The sequence below is a fragment of the Alcanivorax hongdengensis A-11-3 genome (assembly GCF_000300995.1).
Classification (GTDB): domain Bacteria; phylum Pseudomonadota; class Gammaproteobacteria; order Pseudomonadales; family Alcanivoracaceae; genus Alcanivorax; species Alcanivorax hongdengensis.
This window is the reverse complement of the sequence record NZ_AMRJ01000003.1, coordinates 83,248-101,206: the sequence shown is the minus strand read 5'-3', so window position 1 is coordinate 101,206 and position 17,959 is coordinate 83,248. Positions and strand designations below refer to the sequence as shown.

At 62.7% G+C, this 17,959-nt stretch carries 20 protein-coding genes; 8 read left to right on the top strand and 12 right to left on the bottom strand.

Translation table 11 applies throughout. The annotated features are described in order from the left end of the window. Positions 1–49 precede the first annotated feature (49 nt). The gene (locus A11A3_RS03625) at positions 50–940 is read left to right on the top strand and encodes a bile acid:sodium symporter family protein (protein ID WP_008927909.1); all 891 of its coding nucleotides are present in this window, start codon (positions 50–52) and stop codon (positions 938–940) included. Here the strand turns inward: A11A3_RS03625 and A11A3_RS03620 are convergent. From A11A3_RS03620 to A11A3_RS03610, 3 genes are read right to left on the bottom strand one after another with little or no spacing between them, the layout of a single operon-like run. After that, positions 925–1,695 (bottom strand): divergent polysaccharide deacetylase family protein, encoded by a 771-nt coding sequence (locus tag A11A3_RS03620; protein ID WP_008927908.1) that lies wholly within the window; start codon positions 1,693–1,695, stop codon positions 925–927. The genes A11A3_RS03625 and A11A3_RS03620 overlap by 16 nt on opposite strands. After that, complete coding sequence (locus A11A3_RS03615) at positions 1,692–3,059, bottom strand: S41 family peptidase (protein WP_008927907.1); 1,368 nt, start codon at positions 3,057–3,059, stop codon at positions 1,692–1,694. The genes A11A3_RS03620 and A11A3_RS03615 overlap by 4 nt, the downstream gene beginning before the upstream one ends. Positions 3,060–3,099: 40 nt before the next feature. Beyond that, positions 3,100–4,251 (bottom strand): murein hydrolase activator EnvC family protein, encoded by a 1,152-nt coding sequence (locus A11A3_RS03610; protein ID WP_008927906.1) that lies wholly within the window; start codon positions 4,249–4,251, stop codon positions 3,100–3,102. A gap of 104 nt (positions 4,252–4,355) precedes the next feature. On the opposite strand from A11A3_RS03610, the gene A11A3_RS03605 reads away from it, so the two are divergent. From A11A3_RS03605 to secB, 3 genes are read left to right on the top strand one after another with little or no spacing between them, the layout of a single operon-like run. Further along, positions 4,356–4,778, top strand: a complete 423-nt coding sequence (locus tag A11A3_RS03605; RefSeq protein ID WP_008927905.1) for a rhodanese-like domain-containing protein — start codon at positions 4,356–4,358, stop codon at positions 4,776–4,778. Continuing rightward, positions 4,778–5,032, top strand: coding sequence for a glutaredoxin 3 (gene grxC, locus A11A3_RS03600; RefSeq protein ID WP_008927904.1), 255 nt, complete (start codon positions 4,778–4,780; stop codon positions 5,030–5,032). Before A11A3_RS03605 ends, grxC begins: the two co-directional genes overlap by 1 nt. A gap of 17 nt (positions 5,033–5,049) precedes the next feature. Then, the gene (gene secB, locus A11A3_RS03595; protein WP_008927903.1) at positions 5,050–5,505 is read left to right on the top strand and encodes a protein-export chaperone SecB; all 456 of its coding nucleotides are present in this window, start codon (positions 5,050–5,052) and stop codon (positions 5,503–5,505) included. Here secB and trmL read toward each other — a convergent pair. Then, a complete protein-coding gene (gene trmL / locus A11A3_RS03590; RefSeq protein WP_008927902.1) occupies positions 5,499–5,975 on the bottom strand; it encodes a tRNA (uridine(34)/cytosine(34)/5-carboxymethylaminomethyluridine(34)-2'-O)-methyltransferase TrmL in 477 nt (158 codons plus the stop codon). The two genes, secB and trmL, sit on opposite strands and share 7 nt — an antisense overlap. A 134-nt stretch (positions 5,976–6,109) precedes the next feature. On the opposite strand from trmL, the gene A11A3_RS03585 reads away from it, so the two are divergent. The 3 genes from A11A3_RS03585 to A11A3_RS03575 all read left to right on the top strand — a co-directional run bounded on the left by A11A3_RS03585 (position 6,110) and on the right by A11A3_RS03575 (position 8,729). Beyond that, the gene (locus tag A11A3_RS03585; protein WP_008927901.1) at positions 6,110–6,433 is read left to right on the top strand and encodes a DUF4377 domain-containing protein; all 324 of its coding nucleotides are present in this window, start codon (positions 6,110–6,112) and stop codon (positions 6,431–6,433) included. Then, on the top strand, positions 6,430–6,765 hold the full coding sequence (locus A11A3_RS03580; protein WP_008927900.1) for a putative signal transducing protein: 336 nt from the start codon (positions 6,430–6,432) through the stop codon (positions 6,763–6,765). Before A11A3_RS03585 ends, A11A3_RS03580 begins: the two co-directional genes overlap by 4 nt. A gap of 86 nt (positions 6,766–6,851) precedes the next feature. Continuing rightward, positions 6,852–8,729: a choice-of-anchor I family protein gene (locus A11A3_RS03575; RefSeq protein WP_008927899.1), complete on the top strand. Its 1,878-nt coding sequence runs from the start codon at positions 6,852–6,854 to the stop codon at positions 8,727–8,729. A 370-nt stretch (positions 8,730–9,099) separates the two neighbouring features. Here A11A3_RS03575 and A11A3_RS03570 read toward each other — a convergent pair whose 3' ends face one another. The 4 genes from A11A3_RS03570 to A11A3_RS03555 form a co-directional block, all read right to left on the bottom strand. Next, positions 9,100–10,125: a glycosyltransferase family 9 protein gene (locus A11A3_RS03570; protein WP_237738822.1), complete on the bottom strand. Its 1,026-nt coding sequence runs from the start codon at positions 10,123–10,125 to the stop codon at positions 9,100–9,102. Positions 10,126–10,244: 119 nt separating this feature from the next. Beyond that, on the bottom strand, positions 10,245–11,378 hold the full coding sequence (locus tag A11A3_RS03565) for an alpha/beta fold hydrolase (protein ID WP_008927897.1): 1,134 nt from the start codon (positions 11,376–11,378) through the stop codon (positions 10,245–10,247). A 113-nt stretch (positions 11,379–11,491) separates the two neighbouring features. Further along, on the bottom strand, positions 11,492–11,956 hold the full coding sequence (locus A11A3_RS03560; RefSeq protein WP_008927896.1) for a flavodoxin family protein: 465 nt from the start codon (positions 11,954–11,956) through the stop codon (positions 11,492–11,494). Between the two features lie 13 nt (positions 11,957–11,969). Further along, on the bottom strand, positions 11,970–12,464 hold the full coding sequence (locus tag A11A3_RS03555; protein ID WP_008927895.1) for an Lrp/AsnC family transcriptional regulator: 495 nt from the start codon (positions 12,462–12,464) through the stop codon (positions 11,970–11,972). A gap of 364 nt (positions 12,465–12,828) precedes the next feature. Here A11A3_RS03555 and A11A3_RS03550 point away from each other — a divergent pair, with 364 nt between their 5' ends. Continuing rightward, positions 12,829–14,523, top strand: a complete 1,695-nt coding sequence (locus tag A11A3_RS03550; RefSeq protein ID WP_008927894.1) for a 2-isopropylmalate synthase — start codon at positions 12,829–12,831, stop codon at positions 14,521–14,523. A 50-nt stretch (positions 14,524–14,573) separates the two neighbouring features. Here A11A3_RS03550 and A11A3_RS03545 read toward each other — a convergent pair whose 3' ends face one another. From A11A3_RS03545 to A11A3_RS17210, 4 genes are read right to left on the bottom strand one after another with little or no spacing between them, the layout of a single operon-like run. Then, complete coding sequence (locus A11A3_RS03545; RefSeq protein WP_008927893.1) at positions 14,574–15,263, bottom strand: type 1 glutamine amidotransferase; 690 nt, start codon at positions 15,261–15,263, stop codon at positions 14,574–14,576. 20 nt (positions 15,264–15,283) lie between these two features. Continuing rightward, positions 15,284–16,588 (bottom strand): META domain-containing protein, encoded by a 1,305-nt coding sequence (locus A11A3_RS17215; protein WP_008927892.1) that lies wholly within the window; start codon positions 16,586–16,588, stop codon positions 15,284–15,286. Further along, on the bottom strand, positions 16,585–17,433 hold the full coding sequence (gene mtgA, locus A11A3_RS03535) for a monofunctional biosynthetic peptidoglycan transglycosylase (RefSeq protein WP_051011741.1): 849 nt from the start codon (positions 17,431–17,433) through the stop codon (positions 16,585–16,587). Before mtgA ends, A11A3_RS17215 begins: the two co-directional genes overlap by 4 nt. 53 nt (positions 17,434–17,486) lie before the next feature. Continuing rightward, positions 17,487–17,831, bottom strand: a complete 345-nt coding sequence (locus A11A3_RS17210; protein ID WP_008927890.1) for a hypothetical protein — start codon at positions 17,829–17,831, stop codon at positions 17,487–17,489. Positions 17,832–17,959: the final 128 nt, after the last annotated feature.

The following is a 17,959-nucleotide window of genomic DNA, read 5'->3' as shown; positions in this document are numbered from 1 at the left end:
CCCTGTTTTACTCTCGTTCCAACAGAATAAGAAGGACGGGAGTGCTACAATGGACCAGGGTTCCCTGATCGAATACGGCCTGCCGCTGGCGCTGTTCGTGATCATGGCCGGCATGGGGCTGACGCTGACCCCCGGCGATTTCCGCGAGGTGCTGGTGGCGCCACGGGCCACCACCTTCGGCCTGCTGGCCCAGGTACTGCTGCTGCCGCTGGTGGGGGTTGGCCTGGCTCTGGCGCTGCATCTTTCCCCGGCCCTGTCCGTGGGACTGATCGTGATTGCCGCCTGTCCCGGCGGCACCACTTCCAACCTGTTTGCCTATCTGGGCCGTGGTGACGTGGCCCTGTCCATCGTGCTCACGGTACTTGCCAGTCTGATCACCGTTTTTACCCTGCCGGCCTTTACCCGCTGGGCCCTGGGTCATTTCCGTGACCATGCCCGCAGCATTGATCTGCCGGTGACTCACACGGTGGTGACCCTGCTGGTGGTGATTCTGCTGCCGGTGCTGCTGGGCATGGCCGTGCGGCACTGGAAGCCGGCACTGGCGGCCCGTGGCGAGAAGCTGGTGGGTATCTTCGGCCTGCTGGTGCTGGCGGTGGTGGTGACCTGGCTACTGATCAATCTGGGTGAGCAGAAGGCCCTGACACTGCTGCGTCAGGCCGGCGTGGCCGCGGTGCTGCTGAACCTGGCGGGACTGGTGCTGGGCATGCTGGGTGGCCGCCTGGTAGGGCTGGACCGGCGCCAGGCCTTTACCGTGGCGGTGGAGCTGGGCATCAAGAATGGCGCCCTGGGCCTGATGGTGACCCTGACCCTGTTGCACTCGGAGGCCATGTCGGTGCCGTCCGCGGTTTACGGGGTGCTGATGTTTGCTTTTGGATTCTTGATGCTGGGCTATGCCCGCCTCACCGGAATCGGGCGGGAGGTCCGTCAGGAATCCGCGTGAAGCGTTGCGGTGTGGCTGGCCCTGTCGGTCGTCTCAACCGGCGCGACCAGTAGCCTGGATACCGGCACCACCTCGATGCCGGCCTGCTGCATCAGCGGCAAAACCTGTTGCAGGTAGTGGATGGTTTCCGGGTAGGGGTGGCCGATGGCGATGGCGTGGCCGCGATGGCGGGCCAGCCGCAACAGCTTGTTGAACTGCCGGTTGATGTCCGGCAGGTCGCGCTGGTTATCCAGAAAGATATCCCGACTGGCACTGGCCAGCCCGCTTTGCTCTGCCACCCGCTGGGCCACACTGTGGCTGGTGGTGCGGCTGTCCACGAAAAACAGCCGGTGGACACCCAGCTCCTGCATCAACCAGCGCATGGGCTTTTCCTGTTGAGTCAGCTCACTGCCCATGTGGTTGTTCATGCCCCGTGCCTCGGGGATCGCCTTGAGTGCCTGCTCCACGGTCTTTTGCAGTGTTGCCTGATCCATCTGCCCGGTCAGGCCGCCCGGGTCCAGGGGCACATGGTGCTGGGCCGCCATGGGCATGTGCACGATCACTTCCTTGCCGTTGTCACTGGCGCGCCGGGCCAGCATGGGGCCGTGCGGCGCGCTGGGAATCACCGCGCAGGTGATGGCCGCTGGCAGGGCGGTGATGGCTTCGCCATGGTGCAGGCTGTAGCCCAGGTCATCGATGATGATGGCGATACGGGGCTGAGCCCCGGCACTGGTGCAGCAAAACAGGGCCAGGGTGATCAATGTCAGGCGCATCATTGGCTGGCGCTGGCGTCGTCCGGGCTGTTGTTGGCACCGTTGTCGGCGGAGATATGCCGGCTGAGCACAATGCCCTTGAGAATGGCCAGCGCCTGGGACAGCGGGTAATCCTCCAGCGCCAGTTTGTTGGCCGGGTTCTTGGCCGGCTGGTCGCCGTTTTCGTTGTCCAGGTGGCGGGGCAGGTCCGCTTCGCGCAGCTGCATGTCATGGCGCAACTCTACCTTGGCCACTTCCACCGGGATGTCGGGGGTGATGCCCTCCGCCTGGATGGAGCGCCCCTTGGGCGTGTAGTAGCGGGCGGTGGTGAGTTTGAGGGCGCGATCGCCACTCAGCGGCAGCACCGTCTGTACCGAGCCCTTGCCGAAGGTGCGGCTGCCGACAATGATGGCGCGGCTCTGGTCCTGCAGGGCGCCGGAAACGATTTCCGAGGCCGAGGCGGTACCGCCATTGACCAGCACCACCAGCGGCGCGCCCTTGAGCATGTCACCGGGGGTGGCCTTGAAGTCGTTGCGGCTGCTTTCCTCGCGGCCCTGGGTGTAGACGATCAGGCCCTGGTTGAGGAACAGGTCGCTGACTTCCACGGCACCGTTGAGTACCCCGCCGGGGTTGTTGCGCAGGTCCAGTACCAGGCCCTTGAGGGGGGCGTCTTTCTCCAGCTTTTCGATGGCCTTGCGGGTGTCTTCGCCGGTGTTGTTCTGGAACTGGGAAATACGCAGGTAGCCCAGGCCCGGCTCCAGCATTCTGGCTCTGACGCTGTGCATCTGGATGCGATCACGGGTGAGCGTCACCTGGTGGGGGTTGTCGTCGCCGTCGCTGAGCACCATCAGCTCCACCTTGGAGCCGATCTTGCCGCGCATCAATTCCACCGCCTCGTTGAGGCTCAGGCCTTTGACGAAGGTGTCATCGATTTTCAGGATCAGGTCACCGGACTGGATACCGGCCTTGCTGGCCGGGGAATCATCCACCGGGGTGACCACTTTGACGAAGCCGTTTTCCATGGTCACTTCGATGCCCAGGCCGCCGAACTCGCCGGTGGTGACGGTCTGCAGATCATCGAACTGGTCCGGGGTCAGATAGTTGGAGTGCGGGTCCAACTCATAGAGCATGCCGCGGATGGCCGATTCCAGCAGCTCGCGGTCGTCCACTTTCTCGATATAGGCACCACGGATGCGCTCCAGCACTTCGGCGAAGGCGCGCAGTTCGTCTACCGGCACGCCCTGCTTTTTGGCCTGTTCATCCAGGGCCGGTTGGGTCCGGTTGTCGGTGTTGTTGTCCGCAGGTGCAGGGGCCGCGATGGAGGGGCTGGCCATCAGGAAGGTCAGCAGCAGGGCGGCGCAGTAGGCGGTGGTTTTTGCTATTGGCATGCATTATCCCCGGCAGGCCGTGGGCGGAAAAAGGCGCCCACTAGTTTTTGGCAAGTGGCGGCAGTGTAACACGGCGGCTGCACCAGTGGGTGGGGTTGGAGGCCTTGCCCCGGTGGCGTATCTCGAAGTAGAGACCGCTGGTCTGGTTGCCGCCGGAATTGCCCGCCAGGGCCAGCACATCCCCGGCGGAAACCCACTCACCCACCGAGCGCATCAGGCTCTGGTTGTAGCCGTAAAGGGTCAGGTAGCCATCGCCATGGTCAACGATGGTGAGCAGCCCGTAACCGCGCAGCCAGTCAGCGAACACCACCCGGCCGGAATGGATGGCACGCACCGGCGTGCCACTGTCGGCGCGCAGTATCACCCCTTCCCAGCGCAGGGCGCCTTCGCGGCGACTGTGATAGCCGGTGGTGACGCGGCCTTCCAGGGGCCAGGGCAGTTTGCCGGCCAGTTTGCCAAACGGCTTGCCCCCCAAATTGGCGGGGATGTCACGCAGGCTGCTCTGCATGTCTTCCAGCAGTTTTTCCAGGTGTTGCTGGTTGCTTTTCAGCTGGTCGAGCTTGCTGCCCCGGCTGTCCAGCGACTGGTTCAGCGAGGCCAGCATGGTCTGGCGCTGGTTCTGGGCGGCTTGCAGTTCGCGGGCGTGTTTCTGTACTGCCGTGCGACGGTCGAGCAGCTCGCTGCGGGCCTGGTCCACCTTCACGGCGATGGCCTTGAGGTCGGTAAGCTCGCCATCGAGTTTGTGCAGCTGCTGGCTGCGGGCTTTCTGGTAATACTCCTGATAGCGCAACAGGCGGGCGATCTGGTCCGGTTGTTGCTGGTTGAGCAGCAGCTTGATGCGCTCCTCGCGGCCCGCTTCGTAACTGGCCCGCACGGTCTTTGCCAGCCACTCAAGCTGGGTCTGCTTGTCCCGGGCCAGTTCCGCCTGGCGTGCGCGCAGGGTGTCGAGTCTGGCCCGGGCGGCCTCGGCCTTGCCGTTGAGTTCGCGTTGCTGGCGGGTCAGTCGGCCGATGCGCAGCTCGGTGTCGCGCAGCTCCGCCTGGACCTTGTCTCGCTCGCGCAGATCCTGGCTCTGGGCCTGGCTCAGCTCACTGATCTGGCGCTTGAGCTTTTCCAGCTGGGCAGGGGTGGCCCTTTCCGCGGCGGGGGCCAGCAGGGGCAGCAGCAACAGGGGCAGTAAAAGGCGTTTCATGCCGGGGGTTTTACCTTAACCGGCCCGGGATGTGTATACTTGGCGCCGATTTTCCGTTGGCATTTTGCCGGCGGTGTGGCCCTTTTGACACTTCGAGGCTCCCTATGCTGGATCGCTTGATTGAATTCGCCGCCAACCACTACCTGCTGGTGTCTGCCTTCTTTTTGCTGTGGGCAGGCTTTTTCGTGCTGGAGTCCCGCCGGGGCGGCAAGACCCTGAGCCCGCAGCTGGCCACCAGCCTGGTCAACAAGGACCAGGGTGTGCTGGTGGACCTGCGCGCCGCTGATGACTTTCGGGCCGGGCATATTGCCGGCAGCCTCAACCTGCCCTCCGGTGAGCTGATGGATCGCCTGGGCGAGCTGGAGAAGCACAAGGACAAGAGCCTGATTCTGGTCTGTGACATGGGCGGCGGCACCGCCTCCCAGGCCGGTCGGCAACTGCGTGCCAAGGGCTTCACCAACCTGTACCGTATGCAGGGCGGGCTCAATGCCTGGCGCAATGAATCCCTGCCGCTGGTGAAGGGCTGATGGCAAAGATCGAGATGTACAGTACGGCGTGGTGCCCTTTCTGTGTGCGCGCCAAACAGCTTCTCAAGAGCAAGTCGGTGGCCTTCGAGGACACCGATGTGGATCGCGAGCCGCAAAAACGCGCCGAGATGATGCAGCGTGGCGGCGGCCGCACCGTGCCGCAGATTTTTATTGATGACCAGCCCGTGGGGGGCTGTGACGAACTTTATGCGCTGGAACGCAGTGGCGAGCTTGATCGCCTGCTGGCGCAATAATAATCACGGAGAAAAACATGGCTGATGAGCAGCAACGCGTATTCCAACTGCAGCGCATTTACCTGAAGGACGCCTCCTTTGAATGCCCGGGCGCACCGGATGTGTTCCTGCAGGAGTGGAAGCCCCAGGTCAATGTGCAGCTCAACAACACCGCCCGCCGTCTGGGCGAGAGCAATGAATACGAAGTGGAAATCACCGTCACGGTGACCGCCAAGGACGAAAAGGAAGAAAAGACCTTTTACCTGGCGGAAGTGAAGCAGGCCGGCATCTTCACCGTGGTCGGTATCGAAGGTGACGAGCGTGACCAGCTGCTGGGCGCCTACTGCCCGAACCTGCTGTTCCCCTACGTACGCGAAGTGGTTTCCGATCTGGTTGCCAAGGGTTCCTTCCCGCAATTGCTGCTGCAGCCGATCAACTTTGATGCGCTCTATCAGCAGCAAAAACAACAGCAGAGCAACGCCACCGTTCAGTAAGCGCCCGGGCTGGCGCCGGGGTATCCGAGCTGGCGCCAGGCCTCATACAGTGTCACTGCCACGGCATTACTGAGATTGAGGCTGCGACTGTCCGCCACCATGGGCAGCCGCAGTCGCTGTGATGCCGGCAGACTCTCCAGAATGGTTGCAGGCAGGCCACGGGTTTCCGGGCCGAACAGCAATACATCTTCATCCCTGAATTGCACATCACTGTGGGGTCGGCTGCCTTTGGTGGTCATGGCCAGCAGGCGCCGCTCGCCCATGGCCCGGCGAAAGGCGGCGAAATCCGTATGCGTCTCCAGCGCGGCCAGCTCGCGGTAATCCAGCCCGGCGCGGCGCAGCTTCTTTTCATCCAGTGAAAAGCCCAGCGGCTCAATCAGGTGCAGGGCGGCGCCGGTGTTGGCCGCCAGGCGAATGATGTTGCCGGTGTTGGGGGGAATTTCCGGTTCAAAAAGTGCGATATGCAACATGGTGTTTGAGTTGGCAAGGGTGTGCCAATTGTAGCCCTTGTGGGACGTTAGGGGCAGACCCGGCCTTCGCTTTGCGCTAGGGTTTGGGCAACGGCTGAAAAACAACAACAGCAGGGAGTCGAGTTGTGAGAAGGATGTTCTGGGCGCTGTCCATTCTGGTGGTCACCCTGGCCGCCTGTAGCGAAAAACCGGAGGGCCAGGTTCTTTATGTGGCCCCGTATCCGTCGGCCTGTATCGGTGCCGGTACCATGGCCTGCCTGAGAATACGTACCGACCCGCAGGCCAACTGGGAAGTCTTCTACGGCCATATCGAGGGATTTACCTTCGAGCCCGGCAATGAATATACCCTGCGTGTGAAACCGGTGACGGGTAACGAGAACAAGGACCCGGACAGCCGCGACTACCAGCTGGTCAGCGTCGAGGAAAAGGACTCGGTGCAGGATAAAGACCCCGAATGAAGTGTGTGTTCCGGGCCAGTAATGGTCTGGAGGCCCACATGGTCGCCGACCTGCTCGATCAGGTCGGCATCATGGCGCAGGTTCACGGTGACCTGCTGCAGGGCGGCGTCGGTGAGCTGCCGGCCATGGGGCTGGCTTCGGTGTGGGTCGCCGAGAGCGATGAAACCCGTGCCCATGAGATAATCCGCGAGTTTGATCGTCGCCAGCCGGCGCTGCCTGCCTCTTCCTCCACCCCGGTTGCTTCCGCCACGTTGGCCTCTTTTGCCAAAGGCTTTTTGCTCGGGCTGGTATGCGGCGCACTGTTGGTTTTTGCCTTTCTTGTCTGGCGATGACATGCAAGTATCATTGCCGTGTCTCCATAGAGTCATTGCCGGCCGTTATACACGGGCCACTGCAATAAAAATTCTGGAGACACATGATGAAGCAGTGGTTAGCCCTGGGGGCATCCCTGATCCTGGCCGGCAGCCTGGCCGGCTGTGGCGGTGACAGCAATGACAACACCGCGAGCGATACCGGCGTGGCCACGCCGGACAGCATCAGACTGAATTTCCTGGGTCGTTACCAGACCGGCGAATTTGATGAATCCGCGGCGGAAATTCCGGCCTACGATGCGGCCAGCCAGCGGGCTTTTGTGGTCAACGCCGAAAAAGGTGAACTGGATGTGCTGGATATGAGTGATCCGGCCCACCCGAGCTTTGTGCAGGCGCTGTCCGTGGCGGATATTGCCGCCGGTGCCGAAGTGAACAGTGTCGCCGTGCGCGGTGGCCTGGTGGCCATTGCCGTGGAAGCCGACCCGAAAACCGACCCCGGTTATGTGGCCATTTACCGTGCCGATACGCTGGCGCGTCTGGGCTACGTACAGGTAGGTGCCCAGCCGGACATGGTGGCCTTCACTGCCGATGGCAAGACCGTTCTGAGCGCCAACGAAGGTGAGCCCAGCGACGATTACCAGATCGATCCGGAAGGTTCGGTGAGCATCATCGATATCAGCGACACCGGCAATATTGTCGTCACCACCGCCGACTTCCATGCGTTCGACAGTCAGGCTGATACCCTGCGTAGCCAGGGTGTGCGCATCTATGGTCCGGGGGCCTCGGTGTCCGAAGACCTGGAGCCGGAATACATTGCCGTGGATGACGCCGGTACCACCGCCTGGGTGACCCTGCAGGAAAACAATGCCCTGGCCAAGGTGGATATCGCCAGCGCCACGGTCACCGACATCGTTGCCCTGGGCAGCAAGGATCTGGCCCAGGCGGACAACGCCATGGATGTGAGTGACAAGGATGATGTTATCAACATCACAACCTGGGCCGGGGTCAAAAGCCTTTACCAGCCCGATGCCATTCACTCCTTCAGCGCCAATGGCAGCACTTATCTGGTGATGGCCAACGAGGGTGATGCCCGCGCCTGGGGAGAAGATGACGACGCCTACTGGGGCACGGAAGGGGTCGGTTGTGCCGGTGACAGCAGCAAGGGGTTCGTGGAGGAATTCCGCGTCAAGCACCTGGTGCACAAGGACGGCTTTGATCGCCGCTGTGGTGATGACCTGCCGCCGCAACTGCGTGATCTGGCCGCCGGCGCCCTGCTCGACCCGGCCACCTTCGGCTACTGTGGTGCCAGCGCCGGTGATCCGGGCAATTGCCGCGAAGACGAGGAGCTGGGCCGACTCAATATTACCTGGACCCTGGGCTACCGTACCGACAGCAACGGCGACCCGGTATTGTTCGATGCCAGCGGCAACGAGAGTGCCACCGGTGATCGCCTGATGTATGACACCCTCTATGCCTACGGCGGTCGTTCCTTCTCCATCCGCGATGCTGACGGCAATCTGGTATTCGACAGTGGTCATGCCATCGAATCCTATCTGGCCAGCGACAGCTGCATGCTGGGTAGCGGCCGCGACATTCCCTGCAAGGATTACTTCAACAGCGGTCACGACGAAGGGGATGCCTTCGACAGCCGCAGCGATGCCAAGGGCCCGGAGCCGGAAGGCCTGACCGTGGGCAAGATAGGTGACAAGACCTTCCTGTTCCTGGGGCTGGAGCGTATGGGCGGTGTGCTGGTCTACGACATTACCGACCCGGTGGCCCCGCAGCAGGTGGACTACCTGAACACGCGCGACAACTGGAGCACCGAGGACCCGTCTACCATTCTCAGCAGTGTGGGTGATCTGGGGCCGGAAGGGTTGGTGTTCGTCCCGGCCAGCGAATCCGCCAACGGCAAGAACCTGCTGATTGTCGGTTTTGAAGTCAGTGGCACCACGGCGGTGTATGAAGTGGAGCCGCTGTTTGATTAGCTGACAGCGCACTCCGGTGAGCATGAAGGCGGCCTGCGGGCCGCCTTTTTTTATGGTTCAGCGCGAATGAGGAAAAAATCTGGCTGCCGGGCGTCGCTCATGGCGCGATAAACCAACGTCAAAAAGCAGGAAATACCAGAAACATTGCGGCCTCTCAGGTAAACCCGATTACTCCTGTTTTCCTGAGCGCCTTGTGGGAATCTGAACGCAAGTCTGTAATCGCGCCGCGAGTGACGCTCCTGCGCAAAGGCGGCGGCTGTTTAAAAATTGAGGTCCCCCGAGCAGACACATTATTCACGCTAATCCGCAGTCGCTTTTTTATCTGGCCGGTGTCGCCGTTTCCCGCGCACCTTCACCGGCCCGGAAAATTTCAGGCCGAGGTGTCAGCAAGGCGGTGGCCGCCGGCCGGCACGGCGCCCAGCTCGGCCAGGGTCGTCATTACCTGCTCCACGCTGATGCGCTGCAGGCAGGGATAATGTTCCAGGGCGCAGTGGCTGCGCTGACAGTCGGGGTCGCAGTCCTGCCAGCGCAAAATGCGCGCCTGGTCGGCCATGGGCTGCCAGAGGCGTTCGTCGGTGGGCCCGAACAGGCCAACCGTGGGCAGGCCGCAGGCGGCGGCCAGATGCATGGGGCCGCTGTCGTTGCCCACGTAAGCCCGGCTGCCATGGAACAGGGCAATCAGCTGCTTCAGGGTGAGTCGGTCACACAGATCCAGCGCCGGTGTTTTCAGGCTGGCCTGCACCTGCTCCACCTGCTGGCGGTCCTTGCGACCGGCACCAATCAGTATCGGTTCCAGGCCGGCTTGCCGGGCCCGCTGGCAGAGCAGGGCAAACTGTTGCGGGTGCCACATCTTGTAGTACTTGGTGGCGCCCACATGAATGACCAGCCATGGGGCGGCGGCGGTCAGGCCGCCTTCTTCGATAATCGTGGCAAGCTGTGTGCGGGCCGGCTCATCCGTTTGGGCCGGCAGATAACGGGCCGGTGGTGGGGCGGCCGGATCGCTGAGCGAGGCATAGCCCTGCCAGCGATGGCCATGGTTCTCGCGGGAAAGATTTTCCGTGTAGAACCAGCGGCTGTGCGGGCGTGCCGGGCCGCGCCGTTGTCTTGCGCCACTGAGTCGCGCCAGGGTCGCGGATTTCTGCTCGCCTTCCACATCAATACACAACGTGGGCCGAAAGCGGCGCATGGCGAACACGAAGCGCAGGTAGTGGCGGGCTCGCTTGAGAAGAGGTTGACCGCTGCCCAGGGCGGCGCCGGGATAACCGAGCAGACGCGTCTCACCGGGCAGGCTTGCCTCGACGATGGCGCGGTAGCTGTCATCAAAGACCAGCAGCGCATCCCTGTGCTGATCCAGCATGGCTTTCAGATGGGGCAGGGCAATCAGGAGATTGCCCATGTGTCGGCAGGGAAACAGTATCAGCAGACGAGGCATTGTCACCGGCGTTCGCGCTTTTCAGTATCAATGGGCGTAAGCCTAACGCATTTTTTTGACGCTTGGGTGAAGGAGAGGGCAATTCAGTCCCTCTCGATCAGCCAGTCGCAGATGCGCCCCCAGCTCTGCTGTTGGGCAGCGGCGCTGCCGAGAATGCCCATATGGCCGCCGTCGATGGTGATGAAGGTCTTGTCCTTGCTGCTGATCAGCGGGGCCATGGCCTGGCTGCACTCATCGGTGACAATGGGATCATTGGCGCCGGTGATGTTGAGGACATTGGCTTTCACCCGGGCCAGGTTACCGTCACTGTTTTCCATGGGCAGTTGGCCATGGGCGACCACGTTGTCGATCCACAGGTAGCGGATGATGTCCTGCATCACCCGCCCCGGGTAGGCGACCATGTCATCCAGGAAGGCCCCATTGGTGGCATGGGCCGCCACGAACTCGCGGTTGTGCAGGTTTTTCACCAGGTTCCAGTAGCCCTGCAGGCTGCCCACCGGGTTGGTGAGTTTGAAGGCCAGGCTGTTGGCCCAGCCCGGTGAACGCAACAGGCGCGCCGGCACATCGTGAATACGCAGGCCGGTGCGAGAACGAATCCAGCGGCCTTGACGGCTCAGGCGGCGGTACTGGGCGCCCAGGGCTCCATTGCGATGGTAGTCGCAGGGCGCGCCCACCAGGACCAGGTTGTCGATGTCCGGGTCGTCGCCCAGGGCGGCGCAGCAGAGGCTGAACAGGCCGCCAAAACTCCAGCCGTGCAGGCTCAGCTTTTGCTCGCCACTGTGCTGGCGCACCTGCACCAACAACTTGGGCAGGTAATCGGCAAAATAGCTGCTCAGCCCCAAGTGGTTGTGGTGGCGGCCCGGGCGGCCCCAGTCGATCATGTACAGCTCGAAACCGCGGGCACGCAGGTAGCGCACCAGGCTGCGTTGGGGGAACAGGTCATAGATCAGCATGTTTACCGCCAGCGGCGGCACCAGCACCAGTGGCTTGCGCTGGCGGGTCTTGCTCACCGGCAGCACCTCGCCACTGGACAGCGGGATCGCCTGTTCCGCAAGCGGCGGGTAATAGCGCAGCTTGACCAGACCGTCATCGTACAGCAGGTCGAACGGGGTCTGGCCTGCCAGGTTCAGGTTGTCGGCTTCAAACAGGCGCGCCCGGCCATTGCGCAGACGGTGGCGCCAGGGGCGAGAGGCCTGTTGCAGGGAATCAGGGATCATGGGATCACCGGCGATTGTGATTTGGCCGGCTATTGTAGCGATTTGCGCTCCGCTGGCAGTTGCTGCGCAGACCAGGGCGGTTGGCGGCAAGGATACCGACAGGGGCATCGCTCTCAGAAAATACCGCTGTCGAGCCCCGCCGCCAGGTACATGCCCAGCTCTTCGACCTGGCTCTCGAAGGCCTCCTGCCAGTCACCGCGCAGCACCAGTGGCTCCTGCACCCAGTTCCAGCGTAGCCCGGTGACGATGGTCTGCACCGCGCGCAGGGTGCCGGTGCCATCATGGCCGGCGCGGATATAGAGCGCACAGGGCAGGCCCTGTTTCTCTTCCAGCACCGGGTAGTAGCTACGGTCGAAGAAATCCTTCAGGGCCCCGCTCATGTAGCCCAGGTTCTCGGTGGTGCCCATCAGAATGGCATCACAGGCGCGAATATCGTCCGGCCCGGCGTCCAGCGGCGCCTTCACGGTGACGCTGACATTCTCGATATCCGCGTGGCCGGCGCCGCGGGCGGCGGCCTCGCGCAGGCGCAGGGTATTGGCAGACGGGGCGTGGGCGACGATCAACAGGTGTTTGCTCATGGCTTCAGTCTGCCTAGGCCTCGACATAATTCAACGGCAGAGCGGCGGTATCCACCACCCGGCGCATGACAAAACTGGAATGCACGCCGCTGACCCCCTCGATGCGGGTAATGCGGTTGAGCAGGAAGTGCTGATAGGCGTCGATATCCGGCACCACCACCTTGAGCAGGTAGTCCGCTTCCTGGCCGGTGACCAGATAACACTGTTGCACCTCCGGGTAGCTGGCCACCTGCTCCTCGAAATTGGCAAAACGCTCCGGCGTATGCCGGTCCATGCTGATCTGTATCATCACGGTCAGGTCCAGGCCCAGCTTGCGGGCATCCAGCACCGTTTCCCGTTTGATGATGATGCCCGCCACTTCCAGCTTCTGTACCCGTCGCGAGCAGGGCGAGGGCGACAGACCCACCTGCTCGGCCAGTTGCTGGTTGCTGAGCCCGCCGTCGGCCTGCAGGGCGGCCAGGATGCGCAGGTCCGTGCGGTCAAGATTTATCAGGTCTGCCTTTTTCATGGTGACTTTCCTCTTATTTTGTCTTTTTGGCGCAATATTATTGCTAGGAAAGCGTAAAACGACGCAAAAAAGCAAGCCTATTGCCGGGGCTTTTGCGTACAGTATCTCTCGTGGGGCGATGATGCGGACCGCCAAAAGTGGAACGCCACTCTTCGCTGCCACCGGTGCCTACCGGCGCCCGGATCGAGACCCGAGATCTGCACACCGGAGTTGTTGGCCTGCTTTCACGAACCCTGCGGGAACAGGTTGGTAATTCATAACGCAGGGGCAGTGATGCCCCTCTTTGCTTTTTACCGGGTGTTGGAAAGCCCCCTGGTTACGTCGCCAACAAAGATGTTTTCAGCAGCCTGTATAAGGACCCGTCATGAGCTTTGATCATCGTAAATATCGCCCCGTCCCTGTCATCGACAAGCCCGACCGCCGCTGGCCGAGCCAGCGTATCGAGAAGGCGCCGCTATGGGCGGCCGTGGACCTGCGTGATGGTAACCAGGCGCTGATCAAGCCCATGTCCGTGGCGCAGAAACGTCGCTTTTTCCAGATGCTGGTGGAGCTGGGCTTCAAGGAAATCGAGGTGGGCTTTCCGTCCGCCAGCCAGATCGATTTTGATTTCTGTCGAGCACTGATCGAGGAAGACCTGGTGCCCGACGACGTGCATATCCAGGTGCTGACCCAGGCCCGGGAAGAATTGATCGCGCGCACCTTCGAGTCGCTCAAGGGCGCCAAAAATGCGGTGGTGCATATTTATAACGCCACCTCGCCCACCTTCCGCGAGCAGGTCTTCAACGTGGACCGGGAAGGTTGCAAGGCGATTGCCGTGAAGGCCGCTGGCTGGGTGAAGGAGTATGCGGCGAAGCAGCCGGAGACCCACTGGACCTTCCAGTATTCTCCGGAAACCTTCAGTGCCACGGAAACCGATTTCGCCGTGGAGGTGATTGATGCGGTCAACGCCGTCTGGCGCCCGGATCAGGGCCAGCGGGTGATCATCAACCTGCCGGCCACGGTGGAAGTCAGTACCCCCAATGTGTTCGCCGACCAGGTGGAAACGGTCAACGATCGTATCCAGCATCGCGACCATGTGATCATCAGTGTGCATACCCACGATGATCGCGGTTGTGGCGTGGCCGCCGCGGAACTGGCGGTGATGGCCGGCGCCGACCGGGTGGAAGGCACCCTGCTGGGCAACGGCGAGCGTACCGGCAACATGGATCTGGTCACCGCCGGCATGAACCTGTACAGCCAGGGCATTGATCCGCAGATCGATTTCTCGCGCATGAAGGAGATCGTCGCGCTGGTGGAAGAGATCACCGATATCCAGACCCACCCGCGCCACCCCTACGCCGGTGACCTGGTGTTCAGCGCCTTCTCCGGCAGCCACCAGGACGCCATCCGCAAGTGCCTGGCGCGCTATCAGGAGGGCGATATCTGGACCGTGGCCTACCTGCCCATCGACCCGGCGGATGTGGGCCGTCGCTACGAGGAAGTGGTGCGCATCAATTCCCAGTCCGGCAAGGGTGGTGTGGCTCATGTACTGGAGCGGGATTTCGGCATCGACCTGCCGCGCTGGTTGCAGCAGGAACTGGCCGGCGTGGTGCAACAGGATGCCGAACAGGACGGTGGCGAGATCACCAGCGAGCGGGTTCATCGCCGTTTCAACAGCGACTACCTGAGCGTGCCCATGGGCTGGACCCTGCGTTCCTACGATCTGAATCGCAATGCCGGCCCGGAAAAGGGTGCTGTGCAGGCGCAGATCAGCATTGGTGACAGCAGCCAGCCAGTGACCCTGTTGTCCGGCCGGGGTGACGGCGCCATGTCGGCGCTGGTGGATGCACTCAATCGCCGCATCGCCAGTGACGTGAAGGTGGTGTCCTTTGATGAATATTCACTGGGCGACAACACCGAAGCCAACGCCATGGCCTGCATCCGTGTGCAGGTTGGCGGTGTGACACAAAGCGCCGTGGCCATGGCCTCGGACACCACCGCCGCCGCCCTGCAGGCAATTCTGTCCGCGGTGGGTCGGGTGGAAGCCGCGTCCACGGTGGCCCGGGCGGCGGATGCCTGAGTCGTACCGTTGCAGGATAAAAAGGCCCGCTTAGCGGGCCTTTTTTGTGTTCAGTCAAGAAACCGGTTGAGCACCTGGTCAAGCAACTCACGGGCCCGGGCAAAGCGTTGCGTGTCAGCCAGCATGCTGTCGCGCGCTTCCACAAAGGGACCGGGGGCCAGATCGTCCGGGCATTCCTGGCAGAGGGTGCTGGCATGGTCGGCGGTCAGTTCCAGGTGAAACTGCAGGCCCAGCACTCGCTCGCCATAGCGAAAGGCCTGATTGGCACAGCCTTCACTGCGTAGCAGATGCACCGCGCCCTCGGGGATGGCAAAGGTGTCGCCATGCCAGTGCAGCACCGGCGGTGCTGATCCAAAGAGGCGGCCCAGCGGATCGTCGCGGCCGGCCCCGGTGGGTTGCACCGGGAACCAGCCAATCTCCCGGTGGGCATTGCGTGTGACCGGTGCCCCCAGCACCCGCGCAATCAGTTGTGCTCCCAGGCACACGCCCAGAACCTTCTTGTTGGCGTCGATACAGGCGCGGATAAAACGCTTTTCGTCGGCCATCCACGGGTAGCGCTCTTCATCGTCCGCGCCCATGGGCCCACCCATGACCACCAGCATATCCAGATCCTGCGGGTCCGGCAGGGCCTCGCCATGGTAAAAGCGGGTGGCGCTGATACGGTCACCGTGCTGCTTGAACCAGGCTTCCATGGCGCCCAGTTTTTCGAACGGCACATGGGTGAGGTAGTGGATGCGCATGGCTGAGCGTCCTGTCGGGGCTAGAACAGATAGGTGGCCAGGAAACTGGCCACCGGTTGGTCGTGCTGATTAAACAGGGTCAGCAGCTGGCCGTCGATCTCGGCGCGCTGACTGGCGGCCAGTGCCTGATTGAAACTGTTCTCGTGGGGGGCATCGCTGCAGGCCATTTTGGTGCTGGCCAGCCCTTCGACGGTCAGGGTGTCGCCCTGATGCTGGTAGCGTCCTGCCAGCTTGTTGCAGCCGGTGCTGCCGTGCAGTTTGCCATCGTCCTGCAACACCAGGTGGGCCTGGCGCTGACCGCCTTGCACGGCGGTGTCTCCCAGGTAGACCAGCCGCCAGTAGGTGTTGGTGAGGCTGGCGGTGGGCTGCTCGCAGGCAGCGTCACCGCTGTCCGTATCAAAGTGCTGCACCATCAGGGTGGCCCGGGTGCTGCCCGGGGTGTCACCGGGGCGCGGCTCCACCGGGCCCTGCAGACGCACCACCATGGGCGCCAGCGGCTTGTGGTTTTGTTGCCGGTAGGCGTCCAGCAGGGCCGCCTTGCGGGGGCCATCCAGTTGCAGGTGGCGGTCAGTGCCGCAGGGGGTAAAGGTGCTGCCGCCGGGGTAGACCACCAGATTGCCGCGCAGGCCATGGTTTCCGGTGATGGCCGGTGTCAGGGCCAGGGTGATGGCCCGGTCAGGCTGGTCCAGGTTGACCGGCAACGGCGCCGGGGTGCGGAAATAGAGGGCATCGCCGGCCAGGACATGCCCTTCCAGTCCGTAGGCATGGCCTTTCTCGATGCGATCCGGGCGAAAATAGAGCCGGAAGCCCGGTGTCTTTTCGTCCTGCAGGCGGATCAGTCGGCGGGCCAGCGGTGCACTGTCGTCATCGGCATCCTGGTCGCGCAGGGTCACGGACAGAATGGCCGCTTCCGGCAGGGTGCTGTGCTCCGGTAGCCGGATGTCACCGCTCAGCGAGGCCAGGGCCCGGGGGTTGCGCTGGTACTCACCGGCCAGCGGGTTGTCATCGTCGCCGTGGCTCAGCGTCAGGTGGTCACCCTCCTGACTGGCGGTGAATGTCTGGCTGCCCACGGCCATGGCCTGGTTATCCAGATATTGCAGGGTCAGTTGTTTGCCGTCCCGCTGCCATTTCAGCCCCTGGCGTTGCGGGTCAGCGGGCAGAAACAGGTCGCCATCGCTTTCCAGCACCAGCAGTTGCCGACCCTGTTCCCAGATGCCGGGCAGGCCATCCTGCGCGGCCTGGGTGGCCGGTGGGTTGGCGGGGGAGTCGTCGCCGCAGCCAATCAGGGCCAGGGCAGCGAAAAGGGGCAGGGCAAAACGCTTCATTCAGTGAGTCCTTGTGTCTGTTCGGGGCCGCCATGGTCGTGTTCACCAAGGGCGGCCTGGCCATCGGCGGGTGGCGGCGATGTCTCGGTGGCCGATTGTTCGGCGTCGCTGCTGTTTTCGGCCTGCTCGGCGGTGACCGGAGGCTGGTAGGGCGGCGGTGGCGGCCCGGTGGGGTTGGGGATCTCCACCAGCGCCAGCTGGCGCTCGATCCAGCTGGCGCGCTGTTCCACATAATCGGTGGGGCCGCGGAAGTCATAGTAGTTGGGGCGTGGCAGCATGGCCGCCAGTTGCGCCGCCTGGGCCGGCGACAGCTGGGCGGCGCTGACCTTGAAGTAGTGCCGGGAGGCGGCCTCGGCACCGTAGATCTGGTGCCCCCACTGGGCCATGTTCAGGTACAGCTCGAGGATGCGCTGTTTGGACAGGCTCAACTCCAGCATCAGGGCAATGGCAGCCTCCTGGGCCTTGCGTACATAGGAGCGCTTGCCGGACAGGAACAGGTTCTTGGCCAGTTGCTGGGTGATGGTGGAGCCGCCGGCCACCGGCTTGCCGGCTTCCAGATTGCGGTTCAGCGCGTAGCGGATGCCCTCCCAGTCAAACCCCCAGTGTTGGGTGAAGTGGGCATCTTCGGAAATCAGCACCGCCCGTTTCAGGTGGTCGCTGATCTGATCATAGTCGCGCCAGTACTGGTGTACCTTGCCCTGGGCCTGGGCGCGCTCCATGTAGGCGCTTTGGTCCGGGTTGTGGTGCTGAAGGCGCAGCACCTGGCCCAGATACCACAGCTGTTGCAGCATCAGGGCGAGCAGGGCGGCGCCAGCGATGTAGAGCAATATCCGTTTTATCGACATGGCGTTATGGCTAACCGGTGATGCTCTGATTGTGAGCGAATGGCGCGCGCTTGTCAGTGCGGGCTTTCCAGTTCATCCAGCTGCTGCATGGGGGTCGTCTGTTTTTTCATGTCATCGTCCAGGGTCGGTAGCTCCTTTTTCTTGAGCTTGTCGATCTCCCGGGTTACCGAGGGCTGAGTGGTACTCTGCTGCAGCTTGCGCACTTCCTGCTCCAGCTGGCCACCCCTGGTGTCGGTATTGAGGTTGGTCTTGGGAATGCTGCTCAGGCCGTCGTAATGCAGGCCGTAGTTGTAGTCATCGTCGTAGATGTCATCGCCCTGGATGTAATCATAGCCGTCATCGGCCAGGGCCGGCAGAAATGGCGCGCACAGCAGCAGCACGGTGATCAGAATGCGCATGGTGGTCTCCCTGTGACTATGCCGCGATTGGACTGGGATACCCGTATCGGGTTCCTGAGAGCCTGATCAGGATCAGACCCTGACGCCTTCACTTTATCACTACCGGGGGCCGGGCATGCTGAGTCGCT